The organism is Fluviibacterium sp. S390 (assembly GCF_049800695.1).
Taxonomy (GTDB): domain Bacteria; phylum Pseudomonadota; class Alphaproteobacteria; order Rhodobacterales; family Rhodobacteraceae; genus Meridianimarinicoccus.
Window position 1 is genome coordinate 1 of the sequence record NZ_JBNAFN010000026.1, and the last position, 15,525, is coordinate 15,525.

Genomic DNA, 15,525 nt, shown 5'->3' on the forward strand with positions numbered 1-15,525 from the left:
GGTGGATTCACAAACGAAGTGCAAATTTTGTACGAATACAGAGAGTTGCATGGAGTATGAAGAATGGGAACCCACTATTGTCACCTGAAGCTGGACGAACGGCGCAAGCTCGCAAAGTGGCTGGAAGCCAAAATGCCGGTCTCAGAGATTGCGGATAGATTGTGCCGCGACCCCTCGACGATCTACCGGGACATTAAGCGGAACCGATATACTGACGAAGAAATACCGGAGCTGAACGGCTATCACGCTCTCGTCGCTCAAGACAAATACGAGCAGCGCCGTGCTGTCCATCGCAAGATGATCGCTCATCCTGAACTCAAGGCCGCCATCGAGGATCGGCTGAAGGCTGGCTGGTCGCCAGAGCAGATAGCCGGTCGCATGCGATTGGAACGTCATCCGATCCGCGTGAGCCACGAGACGATCTATCGCTTCGCCTATTCCAAGGACGGTCGCGAGGAGCAGTTTTATCGGCACCTTCCCGAACATCGCCGCCGCCGCAGGCCGCGTGGCTATCGCAAGCATAACCGGACCCACATCTTCGACGTTCAAAGCCTGTCCCACAGGCCTGAGCGCATCTCTGAGCGTGCCGAGTTCGGCCATTGGGAGTGCGACCTGATGATGTTCCGCAAGGAGCATGGAAAGGTGAACGTGACGTCTCTGGTCGAGCGCGTCAGTCGTTTCGCCGTTGTCATGCGCAATGAGGATCGCCAATCCAAACCGATCATGGAGGCGCTGATCCAGGGGCTAGCTCCCCTGCCCGCCGATGCACGCCAGTCGATCACCTTTGATCGCGGCACCGAGTTCTCCGCCTGGCGGCACCTGAAAGCCGGGATAGGTGCAGATGCATGGTTTTGTGACCCACAAGCTCCGTACCAGAAAGGCACAGTCGAGAACACGAACAACAGGCTGCGGAAGTATCTCCCCAGATCCACCGAACCGACGGCGCTGACAAATCGATACTTGAGGTCGATTTGCCACCGCGTCAATTCCACGCCGCGCAAGTGCCTCGGCTACCGAACGCCCGCTGAGGTGTTTCAAAGCGAGCTGATGGAGTTACAGAACCGGCTGGAGTAAAACGACATATCAGGAACTGCACTTCACCGTGAGCTCACATCGCTCCGCTCCTGCCGAATTTGCGTCGACATGCTGTAGAACCGCTGGGCGCTGCCTTCCGATCGCGCCAAGGCCATGTCTGCGATCGCGCGTGCGATGCGCCCATTGCCATCATCGAATGGGTGGATGGTGACAAACCAAAGATGGGCGATGGCGGCATGTATGACGGGATCTGTTTCCGGGTGCTGGTAAAACCATTCCAAAAACCGCGCCATCTCGGCTTCCAGCCGGTTGGCCGCAGGCCCCTCAAAATGCACGCGTTCGCGGCCATAGGGTCCTGACACAACCTCCATGGGACCATCACGCCACCCCCCTACCCTGATCCGAGTCATTCCGCTTCGCCCGGTCGGAAAGAGAGCCGCATGCCAGCCAAACAGACGCTCCGCGTCCAGTGGCTGGTCATACGCTTGGGTCGCGTCCAGCATCATCTCGACCACACCATCAACATGGCGATCAGACGGGATCAGTCCGCCAATTTCGAGCCCGAGCCGCTTCGCGATGGACGAGCGCACCTGATCCTTGTCGAGCGTCTCCCCCTCGATTTCGCTGCTTTTGACGACATCACTGGTCAGTGTTCTGAGCATCGCCTCGTTGCGAAGATCGAAGCCAAGTCCCTCCATGCGCCCCAAGAGCTTGCCTTGGCGGTGACGGACCGCAGCAAGTTGTGACGACAGCTTGGCCTTATCCCAGGTAAACTGGGGCCAATCAGGGAGTTCGTGAATGTAAGTCATATTTTACGCATTCCTTGCGGAGATTATACGGCACAATCTCCGCAAGACAACAACAAACACCGCAGAGGGTGCGGAGAATAAGGGCGACAATCTCCGCATACCCGATCTGGAAGGTCAAACGCAGGACAACTGCTTCACTTCCCATTACGCCGCCTGTCCGCTCAACCGGCCATAGAAACTGCGCTCGAGATGCAGCTCCCCTGCCCCGGCCTTCTCGACCATACCCCGCAGATATCCACCCGGAGACGCCACTTCGCCGGCACAATGCTTGTCAAACGTGAGAACGAGCGCTGCTGTCGCGATTTGGGGACCGAGACGGTCCTGTGCGAGGTTCCAAGCGTGCTCTGAGACACCGATCATGGGCCTGAGCTGCCCGACAACGCGATGAAGATCGCCCCAATCCTTCAAATACCCGCCCATATTGCGTGCCCAGGACGCGAATTCAGGACAAGCCTGCATCACAGTCGGCAAATCAAGCGCTGCACCTCGTTTCTTACGTGTTTCAGCTACCCAGTCTTCTAGCTTCCTATCCACCCTCTCTTCCGGTGGCGCATTTGGCACCACGCCCGCCGCGTTCTCTTTTTCAGAGGACTTACGGATTACAGGATTAAGTTGATTTGTAGTTAGTATATGAGGTTCAAAAATGACCTCCCTGGGGTCCATTTCTAGAGTCTTTTCACTGACTTGTTCGGTGGATTCGGCGGTGTTTTCCACAAGGTCATCCGCTCGAGATGCCTTGAGATAGGTCGCCTCGACACGCTCCTGAAGTTCTCTGAACCATTCTAGAAGCCGCGCAAGCGCCTCAGAGGCCATGTTCCGGCGTGGCAGGCGGTCCAGAAGATCTTCAAAGAGGCTTGAGAGCTGTGTCCAGGGGCCTCTCAGAGCGCCGCCCTGGGCCGCTTCGATCCTCGCGCGGATCATTCGGCGCGCAACTGTGATCTGGCGCTTCAGGCGCTGGCATAGTTCACGTTCAGACTGCAGTTCAGCATGTAACCGCTCAAACTCTTCGGCGCGAGCCGAAAGCGGCGATAAATCAAAGCCATAGGCCTCGATGATACGGCCGTCAGCGTCCCTGTGGCCCCACCGCTTGCCATTGGGGCTGTCCTTGAAGGCAATCACGCCGATCTCGGTCAGGCGCCGGGAATGGCGCTTGAGCGCCGAGAGCGAGAAGCCTGTTCGCTCCATCAGATAAGAGTTGGACGCCCAGACGATCGGACGCTGTCCCTCTTCCCAGTCCTGGGCTTGCGTGAATGCCCCAAGCGTGTCGAGAAGCAGCATGTCGCCAGCCTTGAGGCCTATATGCGCACCAACGCGTTTCACGGCGACAAAGGCCTGTGTTTTGGGCACGGCTGCTCTTTCACCAGCTTGTGCGTGCTGTTCAGCAACCGCCAGTCCGGCCGTCGCTTTGCGCCACCCCGAGGGTTGGCTGATATTGGACATACCTCCGCCGTTCTGAGGCATGACTGTCCCAGTCGCTCCATGCGGAGCATCACTCAATTTTGTCATTTTATGTAAGCGGCAAAGAAATCCCGTTCGCTCAGAAGCGTTTTCTCTTGTGTGGTGATTCGTTGGCTGCTAGATTCTAGGTGTCTAATCTAAGAATTGCGCTCTGCGCAGCAGCCCTCGAAGCTCCGGTTTCGGGGGTTTTCTTTGTTTGCCGTTCCTCCTTTCTGCTCGTCCTCAGTTGTCATCCACTGAATTTACATCCGTAAATTCAGCATAGGATTGCTTGATTATTTCCGCGAGATTACTCTCAAGCCAGGTTGCAAACTCAGCGTTTGCGCCAGACTTCTTCACCGAAAGTGACAGTGTTGCGCGACCAGCTTTGATCGTCACTCCCTCTAAGGGTGTGATCTCCCGAGTTTCGCGCGAGTTCTTCGCGCCGCGCTTAGTCGCTTCCTTAATGAGCAATTCAAGGCGCTCGTCTGAATTCGATGTTGCCCTGATCTTAGCCAAGATATCGAGAGCCGTACGTTCAGTGAGCTTCCTAGAGAGAAAGAGCTCGGCCAACTCCGTCCACCTCGGGCGGCCGGATTTTGGCGCCGCGCCAATGAGGTCACCGATCTTGACTGGGACATTCTGCGTCACCTTCGTAAGGTGTGACTGACCTGACGCCGACAGGTTTAGAACCTGCCGAACAGTTGCTCCATCGTGGCCGGCATTTTGGATGGCCTCGGCGAACCTTGCCTTCTCGTAGAAAGACAGGTTGCGGCGCGCTGCATTCTCCAATCCTTTCGCCAGCAAGGCCGTAGCATCATCAATATCTTGGACGTTTGCACGTACCTTCATGCCGAGTTCGCGACAGGCCTTTAAGCGGCGCCTCCCGTAGATTGCTTCAAAGCGCCCGTCAGCGACTTTTGACCGCCGAACGAGTATAGGCACTTGCTGCCCGCCTTCGCGAATGCTGCTCTTTAATCGTTCGAAGCTCTCGTCGTCGTCTTCGACGTTTACAGCTGTAAACTCCTCAAGCCGGTCTACTGGCCCCCAATCGTCGATCAGATTGGGATCAATCTCACGGATAGATGCCAGAGAGCCTTGAAGAGCCCCCAAAGCCGGAGCGCTGGTCTTTGGCGGTCTCTCTGGCTGTGATCCGCCGGAACGGGCGATTGTGTTGGCAATTCCCGACATATCGCGAAGAGATTTCCTAGCCATTACTTACGCCCCCACGAATGATGGATCATCGTTTCCACTTCGAGCCCGACCGCATCCATCGAGCCCTTGGCCCGATCATATGTGGCGCGTGTCATCTCCGAACGCACCACTTCGTAAATCGACTGCTTAAGCATGGTGGCATCACTGATTGCTGTGCTCTTCAAAGCAGTTGCCGACATGACCCGGTCTTGAAACAGAGCCCGCATGAAAGAGGTCAACTGTTGAGAAGGTACGTCGGTTGGTTCGTCGCGGGTGATGAGAAACTTAAAGAAATCATACTGCAGAGATGCGCCAGCATCTTCGATCACGCCCATGTAAGCCCCAGCCAGCTCGAGAAACTGAGCTGTTGAAGAAACGTCCAACATCGATGGAGTTAGAGGAACGATAAGGGAGCTGGCGGCAGCCATCCCTGCGATGGTCAAGAAACCCAGTTGTGGCGGGCTATCCATGAGTACAATGTCAAAATCATCCTCGACCTGCGCCAAGGCATTCCGGATGCGGGTAAAGAATGGTTGGTCCGGGTTCGAATGAACGGCCGACTCCGTCTCAAATTCCGACAACATCAAGCGTGAAGGCGCAATCGAGAGCCCGGGAAAGTATGTCTGAACAACAACGTCCGCCATGCTGACCGGATCGTCGTAGCGGATCGCATCATAAACGGTCAGTCCATCAAACTCGATCTCGGGGCTAATCCCACACATTGATGTGAGCGACCCCTGTGGATCCAGGTCCAACGCCAAGACCCGGTAGCCCCGAAGAGCAAGGTAGTGAGCGAGGTGGACGCTCGTTGTGCTTTTACTTGAACCGCCTTTGAAATTCATCAACTGCCAAATCTGCAGCTTTTCCTCGCCGGAGCGGCGAGGCATATACCGCCCCTTCTTCCGAGAGGTTTTTTCCAGGATTTCGCGGGCATTCCATATCTCTTGGGCTGTGTAGTAGCGCCTGCCACCCCGGATGTCTTCGGGCTCCGGAAGTGTCCCTTCGGCGTGGACCTTTCGCATGAATTGCCCGGACACACCCAAGAGTTCAGCAGTTTCTGGGGCTGAAAAAGAACGTAGCGTTTTTGAATTGTCTGGGGCAAAAGCAGATAGTAGGTGCTCTCTGATCGCAGCGTTAAGCCGTTCGGATATCTCGGTCGCAAGTGCCGATGGGCGCTCATTTGCCAATGGTGTCACGGGAATCATCTGGTTGCCTCAATTTCCAAAATGTGGCCTTTTTCACGCCACTTGAGGATAAAAGCAGCGATTCACGCGGCTAAGTCAAGATTTTTCCTCTATTTAGTGTCTAAACATACGGTAGGGAACTATATCCACGAACGCAATCTAGGCCGAGTTTACAGCTGTAAACGTGGTGACAACGAGCATTCGTACCTTATCCTATGCTCCCTTCCTCGAGATCAGCATCGAGATGCAGACGCCAAACGTGGTGAAAACGATCTATCCACCTTCTGTCATCGACCTGGTCGCACATCGGTTCCAGGTCGACGTTGAGCAGCCAGGTAGCTGAGTAAACATGAGCCACACCGGACACGAAGCGCCGCGGGGCAGGGGAGGGGAGGGGAGTCGACGACAATTGACTAGGAAGTGTCGACTGCTGCCACATGCAAATGATGCGCCCTAGCTACATCGGAAGACACACCGAAGACCAGGCTACCGTCCACGAGCGACTGCCATTCATTCGGCCATCTTGCTGAGTAGCGGAAACTCATTCAAGTGCTGAGGCTGGTACACCATAGACAAGCACCCAATGGGGAGAACCTGCGCTGCCATAAAGTCTTCTCAGCACCTCGATTCCGTGTTCGCGAGACATTGCCCGAATGCCTTCGGTTACAAGTCGCGAGTGACCTTCTGTGTCGTCGTACGTTTGATTTCGATGGCCCAGATGTCGCCATCCGGCGGGCGAAGGACCGAATCAAGTTGAGCCCGGCAGAGGAGCGATAGAAGAATTGTTCTGGATCAGAAGGCACTGTGGCAAGATGAACTTCGATGCAAAAGCCTTCCCTATTGCTGCCAAGGACCGGGTGCCCAAGTACGCCCGCCGAAGTTCCGATATTCAATCGGGCGTGCACGATCCCGCTGTCCCGGACATAGACCTCTGGGAATTTCACAAGGAGCTTCCCGACATTTTCATGCCAAGGTTTTAGTTGCCGCACTAGCATAAGGTCGACGAGCAGGCTTTGCGCCGAAATTCACCCCAACAGCCCCAGCCTTTCCGCTCGTTCAAGCAACATTTTAACCGAGGATGGCTGCCAACTGGTTCGCCCACGAGGGGTGCGCTCGCGCATTGCCTCCAATCGGTCGCAGATCGCCTGCAACGTGATGTCTGGGTCCGCTCCTTTGATGCCGGCGACGATCGCGGGGAGGCGGTCGTCCGTTTCGCGGCGTCCTGCACGGCCCAGCACATCAGCGGACAGAAAGCCGTCGCGGACGTAGGCCTTAACGGCGCGCAGCAAGCGGCTTTGGGTCCAATGGCGATCTGGGGGCAGGGAGCCATTGATAATCCGCAGGACGTCTTCCCAAGCCATATCGGGGCGTAAGCGGCGCACATGGGGCACCCAGTCCTGCGCGGTCTCGTTCAGGCGCTCCATGTAGCCGTCCTGTCGCGCAAGCCGCACCTTGCGCAACGCGGACGGGTCTTTGGCCCGAAGCCCAGGGTTGCCGCCAACGCGCCCTTTGGCGCGTGCCGAGGCAAGCCCGGCTTTGGTACGCTCGCGGATCAGGGCACGTTCGAACTCGGCCGCGGCGCCCAGAACCTGCAATGTGAATTTTCCTTGAGGGGAGGCGGTGTCGATGGGGTCCTGCAGCGAGCGGAAGAAAGCCCCCTTCGCCTCCAGGCGCTCGATCACCTCCAGCAAGTGCGACAGAGATCGCGCAAGCCGATCGATCCGAACGACAACCAGCGTGTCGCCCTTGGCAACTCGCTCTAGTACGCGGGCAAGCACAGGCCGCGCACGATTTCCACCTGAGGCGTGTTCTTCGAAAATCTCGGAACATCCCACAGATTGAAGGGCCTCTGACTGGGGCAGGGGGGTCTGATCCTCTGTGGATACGCGCGCATAGCCTATCAGGGGCATGAAAACGGGGCCGTTTGCAATTTAAGGTATCGCGATTAAACGACCGTTTGTAAACAAATGCAAGTAGGTGCTCTCTCGTCGTGCTCGTCCAAAAACCTTTGGTTTCCTTGCGCTGAAAGCGATCTGAGAGGTTTCACCTGCAGTCGCGCGCTCGTACTATATAAAGGGCGCAGGCAGCGGCTACAAAAACGCCTGGGCAATGTGCAAAAAATCAGTATTTTGCACACATGATGACGCAAGCCTCTTCTTTGACTGATGATTACGACGACCCCCTTATCACCATCGAGGAGGATGAAGAGGCTCACGAAGACGATCTCTGGTTTCTACCTAGGTCACTTGAAGAAGAACCGGATGATTTGCCTCCAGGGCCACGGGCGGAACCGCCCGACACTGCTGTCGTCGAAGACTGGGCAAAAGCAGAAGGCGTTCACGCTGCGCGACTGGCAAGAGTGGCTGGACGCCTGGGAGCTCTGGATGACCGGCTGCTGCGTGGCCCGGAAGGCTGGCGGCATCGCCTCGCTCTTATCGAGGCAGCGGATCTCAGCTGGTTCGCAGGGGATCGGGTGAGTTCTGATCGTCTGGCGCTCTGGATATCGATGCGGCTGTCAGGTGCACAGGATGACCCAAATGCACTGGCAAGAGTTGGATGGGCTGTTCGGCGCCTAACAGGCGGTCCTGGACCGAAAGCTGACTTGGCCGCCTTCCTGGATCGCCGCGATCCCGAGAACATTGAAGACAGCGCTGAGCGTTTCAAGGATCGCGCGGGTGGGTGGCTGGACGTCATGGCAGCCGCAAAGGGTCTCCACCCGATCACGCGGGCGTGCATGGGGTATCACCTGTGGAGCTTGGCGGGCCTCGGACGCCACGGCGACCAGATCGAAGCTGCCGTCACCGCGTCCAGGATCGCGACCAGCGATGGAAGCGGTGCCATCTTCGCGCCGCTCGCTATGGCCGGGGCCGGGGGGCTGCGCGTTTCGGGCTTGCCACCCGAGCGTTTGGCCCGCTGGTTGGATGGGATGAACAGCGCAATTCTTACGGCGATGCGAACACTTGATGATATTGAAGTGTGGATCGGGCGGGCAGAAAACGTCATGGCGCAATTATCTGGCCGCACGCCGGTTGCCTTGCGAAAGGTTTTCACGGAATGGCCCTTGGTCTCCGCCCCGATGGCTGAGGCCATGACCGGAGCCAGCCGCGCCGCCGTTCAGCGCAATCTCGCATGGATGGAGGCAAGCGGTTTGATCCGCGAGGTGACGGGGCACGGGAGGTATCGCATGTGGAAAGCTGACCTAATATAGGTCATTTGTCGAGGCTGACACCGGCTTGACCTGGCACGCTTTAGTGCCGCCCCAGATGATCGTTTAAGCCACTTTCCGTTCGAATGCGAAAAGGCTTTTCCAGCCCAAAGCGTTCGTTAGCCATTCGTCTCACGTTTTTGTGACAATTGATCGCTTGAAGCTCCAGTGGGTGAAGGTTGTAACGGGCGAAATAACGGAATGAGAGCCGGAGCCAGAGATGGCATCGTAGCATTTGCGAGTGGCGTAAGTTCCCTGTGCCGTGACGTTCCCGATCTCATGGTCGCGATATCGAAGCCGCTGTGCCTAAATTTCCAGACAATCTGCGACTTAACGAATTGTCGCTGCGCAACTTCGGACCAGGTATCGTGCGAGCAGTTTTCTCCTCCCTAGCAAACTGGAAACTGCAAGGATCGCATGTTTACTTACGAAAATTTGCCCTTGAACCTCTAGCCACTAGAAGTCCTATCTGTTCAAGGAGAACACATACCGTTCTTGCCATCAATCGCCGGTGAGAACCGAAAGGGTACGACATGCTGACAAGACGACACTTCATTCAAACAACAACGGCGCTATTTTCTGCGACCGTTCCCGGCGTGACGTTTGCCGATAGCTGGCCCACCGAGGCGCAGAAGGCTGAATGGGACGCACAGGTGACGCCTCCAAATTATGTCCCCGAAACCTCCAATCCCTGGGATTTGCACCCGCGGTTCCTGCCGCAACGAGTCCTTGCGAAGGCTGGTCTCGTGCCAGGAGATATCCATGTCGACGCGGTCGCGCGGTATCTCTACCATATCGAAGATGGTGGAACAGCGATGCGGTATGGCGTGGCGATCGCGCGGGGGAACCTCTACGAGCCGGGTGTCTATACCATCAAGCGCAAGGTCAGGTGGCCGCACTGGCAACCGACACAGAGCATGATCAATCGCGACCCCGAACTTTATGCTGACATTGCCGATGGCATGGAACCGGGACCGGAAAACGCGCTTGGATCAAGGGCGCTGTATCTCTACGTCGGGGATCGCGATACCCTTCTGCGCATCCATGGCACTCCGAGCCCACGAAGTATCGGTGGCCGCGCAAGTTCGGGTTGCGTACGGATGGTTATGGCGCATATCAATAACCTTTACCCGAACGTCGAAACCGGCTCTACGGCCTATCTTTACTCGGCAGAGGACAGCGTCACTGCCCGCAGCTAAGCCAAGCAGCGGTCGGCAAACGTAGCTAAGTTTCGCGAGGGGTGCAGATACGATTGCCGTTCGCCGTGCGCAGCGGCAGCAAGGTCGTCTCGACGGGGCCGCTGTGTTCGTACCAATAGCAGCCGTCTTCCGGCACCAAGCGCGCGGTTGCAACATCCTGATCCGGGCCAGCCATTGCAATCACGGCTTCGGGAACGTTGCCCCCCTGTTTTGCCGCGTCGCCCGGTCCAGTCGGCTGGACTGCGCACCCGGCCGTGAGCGACAGCGCCACTGCGCCTATCATTTTTTGCTTCAGCATCAAAACCCGCATTCAGCTTCCTTTCGTGACTGTTTTTCTTTGCAGCGGCTGTTCATGCCTCAAGGCGTGATAGAGCCAGTCACCGCATCCTCTAGCAATAAAACAAACTGAAATACCACCGTATTTTGCTCTTGAAGCTCTAGCTACTGTAGGGGCTATGTCATGGTAAAGCACCCGAATCCAGAGGTCCATTCATGCCGCCCGACACCCATCGTCACGACCACGATCACGCCGAAGATGCCCAGACAAGCGGCGGCAGCTGCTGCAGGAGCGCCGGAACGTGCGGCGACATCGTTCCGGCGACCCCCGCGCCAGCGGGCGGGCGCAGTTTTCAGGTGTCCGGCCTCGATTGCGCCGAGGAGGTAGCAATCCTAAACAAGGTGGTCGGCCCGAAGATCGGCGGGGCCGAGCATCTCGCGTTCGACGTGATCAATGGGCGGATGACTATTCTCGACAGCGCCAAGAGTTTATCGGACGGCGAAATTGCAGAACTGGTCGCAAGCACCGGCATGACCGCCAAGCCTTGGGATGCCGAGAACGCGTCGGTCGACCAGGCGGCCCATCTTGCAAGACAGCGGCTGTTTACGGCGCTCAGTGGAGGCTTCTGGGCCGCGGGATTTCTGTGGCACATCATCGAGACCGGCATGGGCGGGGCGCTCGGCCTCTTCGCGGGTCACGGCGAAGCGCCGATGCCACTGGTCGAGGCAGGGCTGTTCGCGGTTGCGATCCTGTTCGGTGTCTGGCTCGTGGCACCCAAGGCATGGTCGTCCGCTCGGCGGCTGTCGCCCGACATGAACCTGCTCATGGTGGTCGCCGTGGCCGGTGCCATCGGGCTTGGCGAATTTTTCGAGGCGGCGACAGTCGCGTTCTTCTTCTCGCTCTCGCTCTACCTCGAAAGCTGGAGCGTCGGGCGTGCGAGGAATGCGGTTTCAGCTCTGCTCGACCTGGCGCCGCCGACGGCAAGAGTTCTTAATGATGACGGCTCAGAAGCGGACGTTCCGGCTTCTGCGGTTGCTATCAACGCACGTTTCGTCGTGCGCGGCGGAGACCGCATCCCATTGGATGGTGAGGTTGTCGATGGGGCAGGGGCCGTCGATCAGGCGCCAATCACCGGAGAGAGTGCGCTGGTCCCAAAGGAACGGGGCGACGAAGTCTATGCCGGTACGATCAACGGCGAAGGCACACTGACGGTGCGCGCCACGAAGGCCGCCTCGGATACCGTGTTGGCCAAGATCATCCGCATGGTCGGTGACGCCCATGCCCGCCGCGCGCCGGTGGAGCAGTGGGTGGCGAAGTTCGCCCGCATCTACACGCCTATCGTCATGGCTCTCGCCATTGCAATTGCCCTGCTGCCGCCGCTCATTTTCGGTGGGGCCTGGGATTATTGGTTCTACAATGCACTCGTGCTGCTGGTGATCGCCTGCCCGTGTGCTCTGGTCATCTCGACACCGGTCTCCATCGTCGCCGCACTCACCGCCTCAGCGCGGGCTGGGGTGCTGATCAAGGGCGGTGCATATGTTGAGGCACCGGGCAAGACCACTGCACTGGCCATTGACAAGACCGGCACGATCACCATGGGCGAGCCGGAGGTGGCGGCGGTGCATCCGCTGGGCAAAGCATCGGCGCAAGATCTGATGACCCTCGCCGCTGGGCTGGAGGCACGTTCCTCGCATCCCTTGGCGCGCGCCATTCTCGCGCGGGCAGAAGCCGACGGCATCAATGTGTCCGCCGCGCAAGATACCCGAACCGTTCCAGGTAGGGGACTTGAAGGACGCACAGACGGCCGGTCGATCTGGCTAGGGTCCGACCGGTTTGCCGAGGAGAAGGGTTTCGGCGACGCCATTCCGAAGGATCTGCGCGACCGCATCGAAGGGGCCGGCAGCACCCTTGTTGCCGTGGGCGACGACACCGGCGTCACCGGCATCCTGGAATTGCGCGACCGTATCCGCCCCGACTCCAAGGGCATCGTGGCACAGCTCCACGCGCAAGGCGTGAAGACCATCGTCATGCTGACGGGCGACAACGAGCGGACAGCGCGCGCCGTTGCCGCCGAGGTCGGCATCGACGAGGTCCGCGCCGAGCTTCTGCCCGAAGACAAGGTGACTGCCATCGAAGAACTGGTCGAAACGCATGACATGGTGGCCATGATCGGCGACGGGGTGAACGACGCCCCCGCCATGGCACGTGCGCATTACGCCATCGCGATGGGTGCTGTTGGTTCGGACGCGGCAATCGAGACGGCGGATATTGCCCTGATGACCGACGACCTCGGCAAGGTGCCTTGGCTGATCGGTCATTCGCGCCGGACAGTGTCGATCATTCATCAGAACATCGGTATTTCCTTGGCGACCAAGGGCGTTTTCGTCGTCGCTACTGCGTTCGGAGTGGCATCGATGTGGGGCGCTATTGCAGCCGACGTAGGAGTGTCATTGCTGGTGGTGGCCAACGCCCTGCGCCTGCTTAACAGCCAAGAGGCCAAGGCGCCGCCGTCCGGCGGTGAACAGGTTGGTCCACAGATGACAAAGGCCGCGCTTGCCCACGGACATTGATCAGGCAGCATTTGCAGGGTAACGTAATGTCCATATCAGACCTCACGAAAGAGGCATCGAGCAGTGAAAACCATCCGATTTCCCCGCCGCGCCGTCCTGTTAGGCGCGCTGGCAACGTTCTTGTCCGGGTGTGCCAGCAAGTTCCGCAGCTATGGCGGACCCGAGGTGACCCGTGTTCGGCTCTACAAGGGGCAGCGCTTGCTTGTTCTCGACGGAGTCGACCGGGTATTGCAAACCTATCCGGTCGGGCTGGGTTTCGCGCCCGAAGGTCACAAGCAATTTGAGGGAGACGGTCGGACCCCGGAGGGCGCTTACGTAGTCGATAAGCGCAACCCTGAAAGCACTTATCATCTTTCAGTTGGCATCTCTTATCCGAATGAGGCCGACATCGCCTTTGCCGAAGCGCAGGGCCTTTCCCCCGGCGGCGACATCTTCATCCATGGTGGTCCACGCCCGGGCATCGACCCAACGGACGTCCGCGACTGGACAGCTGGCTGCATCGCGGTCACAGATCGGCAGATCGAGGACATCTATGCAATGGTGAAGGACGGAACACCTATCCAGATCTTTGCATGACGGTTTTTCTCATGCGGCGGTAATGAGCCGTCGCATTGGCCGTCAGAGCCCAGCTCCACGAAGCCAAAATGAGCGCCAACAGCATCCAGTCCCCGAAGCTCGCGTAGAGTGTCGGCGGCCGCGCGGAGGGCAGACTAGCGTCGATGATGCCCGTTTCGCCGGTCTCGAGCCGCGCAACGATCTCTCCGTTCGCGTCGATGACCGCAGAGATGCCTGTATTCGCGGCTCGAATGACAGGAAGGCCTTCCTCTATGGCGCGCATGCGTGCGGAAGCCAGATGCTGCTCAGGTCCGATGCTGCTGCCAAACCAGGCATCGTTTGTCGCGTTGAAGATCCAGTCGGGTCGGAACAGGTCGTCGACTACATGACCTGGGAAGATGATCTCATAGCAGATCGCCACGGCGACCAGCGGCACACCCGGAAGCGCAAGCGTTCGCGGGCCCGGTCCGGGCGTAAAATCGCCCAGACCCGCCGTGAGCCGCTCGATGGGCAACCAGCCACGGAATGGCACATATTCGCCGAAGGGTACGAGATGGTGTTTCGCGTATCCGGTCAGGATTCTGCCGGTCGCGCCAAAAGCCTGGACCGTGTTGAAATATCGGGTGCCATCGTCGCTCGGTACACGGTCCGGCACCCCGGTGAGCAGCACGCTGCCTTCCGTTAGCGCAGCGGCAATGCGGGCCCGCGCCTCCGTATCCTCATCGAGGAAACCCGGAAAGGCGGTCTCCGGCCAGAGAAGCACGTCGAAATCGCCGTGCCGGGTTGAAAGCTCAAGATAGCGCGCGAAGGTCGCCTCGCGGTTCTCGGGCGCCCATTTCTCCTCTTGTGGAATGTTGCCCTGGACGATGCGCAGGTCGACACTGGGTGGCTGTTGTGCATCCGACTGGAGGCGAAGCGTGCCGACGGCCCACATAGCCGCGATGCCGGCCAGCGCCATGAGCGAAACGGTCAATCGTTGCCGCCCGGACGCCATGACAGCCGCGCCGGGAAGTGCCGCGACGAACACGGTGAGAAAGCTTAGCCCATAGCTTCCGACCCAGGCGGCGGTCTGGCGAAGGGCGGCGTAGTCTACAAGTGCGTAACCGGCCAGATTCCAGGGAAACCCTGTCAGAACGTGACCACGCAACCACTCGGCCACGGTCCAGGAGGTCGCGAACAGGAGGCAGGCCAAGAGACTGCCCATGGTTCCGCGCCGCGCGATTTCGGCAAAAAGCGCAGCGGCAATGGCTGGGAAAATCGCGAGACCTGCGGACAATCCCGCGACCGCCGGAATCGCCATCGTCCCAAACCGCTCGGCCTCGACGTAGAAACTTTCCGCGATCCACCAAATCCCGAAACCGAACTGGCCGAGACCAAACGCCCAGCCGACGAGGAAAGCGCGCCCGAAGGAGAGATCGCGAAGCCCGACAAACAACGCGGAATAGGCAACGGGAACGAGCAGGAGAATCGAAAGAGGCGGGAAAGTCAGAACGGTCATCGCCCCGGCGGCGAAACCAAGCGTCATCCGCGAAAGAAAACGGTGGCGCAGAGCGATGCGGTTCAGAATTTCCGGCTTCACGACTTGATCGAACGCCGCGCGCTGATCCATGGCGCGGCGAGCAAGAGCCCCACGCCACTGACGACAAATACATCGGCCAAGTTGAAGGCAGGCCAATGTGTTGTGCCAATGTAGAAATCGAGAAAGTCTGTTACAGCCCGATACCGCACACGATCGATGACATTGCCTAGGGCTCCGCCAATGATCGCACCGTAGGCAAGCGTTTCCACCGCATTGTCGGCGCGAAACAGCATAACCCCCAGCCAAACACAGATGGCAAGAGCGAAAGCGATGAGGCTCCACCACGGCGCGCCGCCCAACATCCCGAAAGTCACGCCGTCATTACGATAAAAGACGAGGTTGAATCCCGGAAACACGGGAATTCCGGCGCTTAAAGTGACGGCATTCGCAACGACAATGGCTTTGGTGATCTGATCGATCGCGAACGCAGCAAGTGCTGCGAAGACGCCGATCATCGGAGATACCTTGTTTAGTGACATTG

At 58.5% G+C, this 15,525-nt stretch carries 14 protein-coding genes; 5 read left to right on the top strand and 9 right to left on the bottom strand.

Annotated features, from left to right (window positions below):
• The first annotated feature begins 63 nt into the window (after nt 1–63).
• Nucleotides 64–1,074: an IS30 family transposase gene (locus tag ACP15K_RS17140; protein WP_424990000.1), complete on the top strand. Its 1,011-nt coding sequence runs from the start codon at nt 64–66 to the stop codon at nt 1,072–1,074.
• 23 nt (nt 1,075–1,097) lie between these two features.
• On the opposite strand, the gene ACP15K_RS17145 is transcribed toward ACP15K_RS17140, so the two are convergent.
• The 6 genes from ACP15K_RS17145 to ACP15K_RS17170 all read right to left on the bottom strand — a co-directional run bounded on the left by ACP15K_RS17145 (nt 1,098) and on the right by ACP15K_RS17170 (nt 7,569).
• Nucleotides 1,098–1,844 carry a Fic family protein gene (locus tag ACP15K_RS17145; RefSeq protein WP_424991096.1) on the bottom strand — a complete coding sequence of 249 codons (747 nt, stop codon included), beginning with the start codon at nt 1,842–1,844 and terminating at the stop codon, nt 1,098–1,100.
• Between the two features lie 144 nt (nt 1,845–1,988).
• Nucleotides 1,989–3,284: a plasmid replication protein RepC gene (gene repC, locus ACP15K_RS17150; RefSeq protein ID WP_424991097.1), complete on the bottom strand. Its 1,296-nt coding sequence runs from the start codon at nt 3,282–3,284 to the stop codon at nt 1,989–1,991.
• Nucleotides 3,285–3,524: 240 nt separating this feature from the next.
• Nucleotides 3,525–4,496 carry a plasmid partitioning protein RepB gene (repB, locus tag ACP15K_RS17155; protein WP_267160402.1) on the bottom strand — a complete coding sequence of 324 codons (972 nt, stop codon included), beginning with the start codon at nt 4,494–4,496 and terminating at the stop codon, nt 3,525–3,527.
• The gene (repA, locus tag ACP15K_RS17160) at nt 4,496–5,680 is read right to left on the bottom strand and encodes a plasmid partitioning protein RepA (RefSeq protein WP_203199954.1); all 1,185 of its coding nucleotides are present in this window, start codon (nt 5,678–5,680) and stop codon (nt 4,496–4,498) included. Before repA ends, repB begins: the two co-directional genes overlap by 1 nt.
• Before the next feature lie 524 nt (nt 5,681–6,204).
• Nucleotides 6,205–6,654 carry a DUF4143 domain-containing protein gene (locus tag ACP15K_RS17165; RefSeq protein ID WP_424991098.1) on the bottom strand — a complete coding sequence of 150 codons (450 nt, stop codon included), beginning with the start codon at nt 6,652–6,654 and terminating at the stop codon, nt 6,205–6,207.
• Between the two features lie 30 nt (nt 6,655–6,684).
• Entirely contained in the window at nt 6,685–7,569 is an 885-nt protein-coding gene (locus ACP15K_RS17170; protein WP_424991099.1) for a recombinase family protein, read from the bottom strand.
• Nucleotides 7,570–7,796: 227 nt separating this feature from the next.
• On the opposite strand from ACP15K_RS17170, the gene ACP15K_RS17175 reads away from it, so the two are divergent.
• On the top strand, nt 7,797–8,867 hold the full coding sequence (locus ACP15K_RS17175; RefSeq protein ID WP_038008333.1) for a hypothetical protein: 1,071 nt from the start codon (nt 7,797–7,799) through the stop codon (nt 8,865–8,867).
• A 530-nt stretch (nt 8,868–9,397) separates the two neighbouring features.
• Nucleotides 9,398–10,063, top strand: coding sequence for a L,D-transpeptidase (locus ACP15K_RS17180; protein WP_038008334.1), 666 nt, complete (start codon nt 9,398–9,400; stop codon nt 10,061–10,063).
• A gap of 25 nt (nt 10,064–10,088) precedes the next feature.
• Here ACP15K_RS17180 and ACP15K_RS17185 read toward each other — a convergent pair whose 3' ends face one another.
• Complete coding sequence (locus tag ACP15K_RS17185; RefSeq protein WP_038008335.1) at nt 10,089–10,373, bottom strand: hypothetical protein; 285 nt, start codon at nt 10,371–10,373, stop codon at nt 10,089–10,091.
• A 182-nt stretch (nt 10,374–10,555) separates the two neighbouring features.
• Between ACP15K_RS17185 and ACP15K_RS17190 the strand changes: the two genes are divergently transcribed.
• Both ACP15K_RS17190 and ACP15K_RS17195 read left to right on the top strand, forming a co-directional pair.
• Nucleotides 10,556–12,910: a heavy metal translocating P-type ATPase gene (locus tag ACP15K_RS17190; RefSeq protein WP_038008337.1), complete on the top strand. Its 2,355-nt coding sequence runs from the start codon at nt 10,556–10,558 to the stop codon at nt 12,908–12,910.
• 63 nt (nt 12,911–12,973) lie between these two features.
• Nucleotides 12,974–13,486, top strand: a complete 513-nt coding sequence (locus ACP15K_RS17195) for a L,D-transpeptidase family protein (RefSeq protein ID WP_038008338.1) — start codon at nt 12,974–12,976, stop codon at nt 13,484–13,486.
• Here ACP15K_RS17195 and lnt read toward each other — a convergent pair.
• Nucleotides 13,467–15,074: an apolipoprotein N-acyltransferase gene (gene lnt, locus ACP15K_RS17200; RefSeq protein ID WP_038008340.1), complete on the bottom strand. Its 1,608-nt coding sequence runs from the start codon at nt 15,072–15,074 to the stop codon at nt 13,467–13,469. The two genes, ACP15K_RS17195 and lnt, sit on opposite strands and share 20 nt — an antisense overlap.
• The gene (gene lspA / locus ACP15K_RS17205) at nt 15,041–15,499 is read right to left on the bottom strand and encodes a signal peptidase II (RefSeq protein WP_018001715.1); all 459 of its coding nucleotides are present in this window, start codon (nt 15,497–15,499) and stop codon (nt 15,041–15,043) included. The genes lnt and lspA overlap by 34 nt, the downstream gene beginning before the upstream one ends.
• Nucleotides 15,500–15,525: the final 26 nt, after the last annotated feature.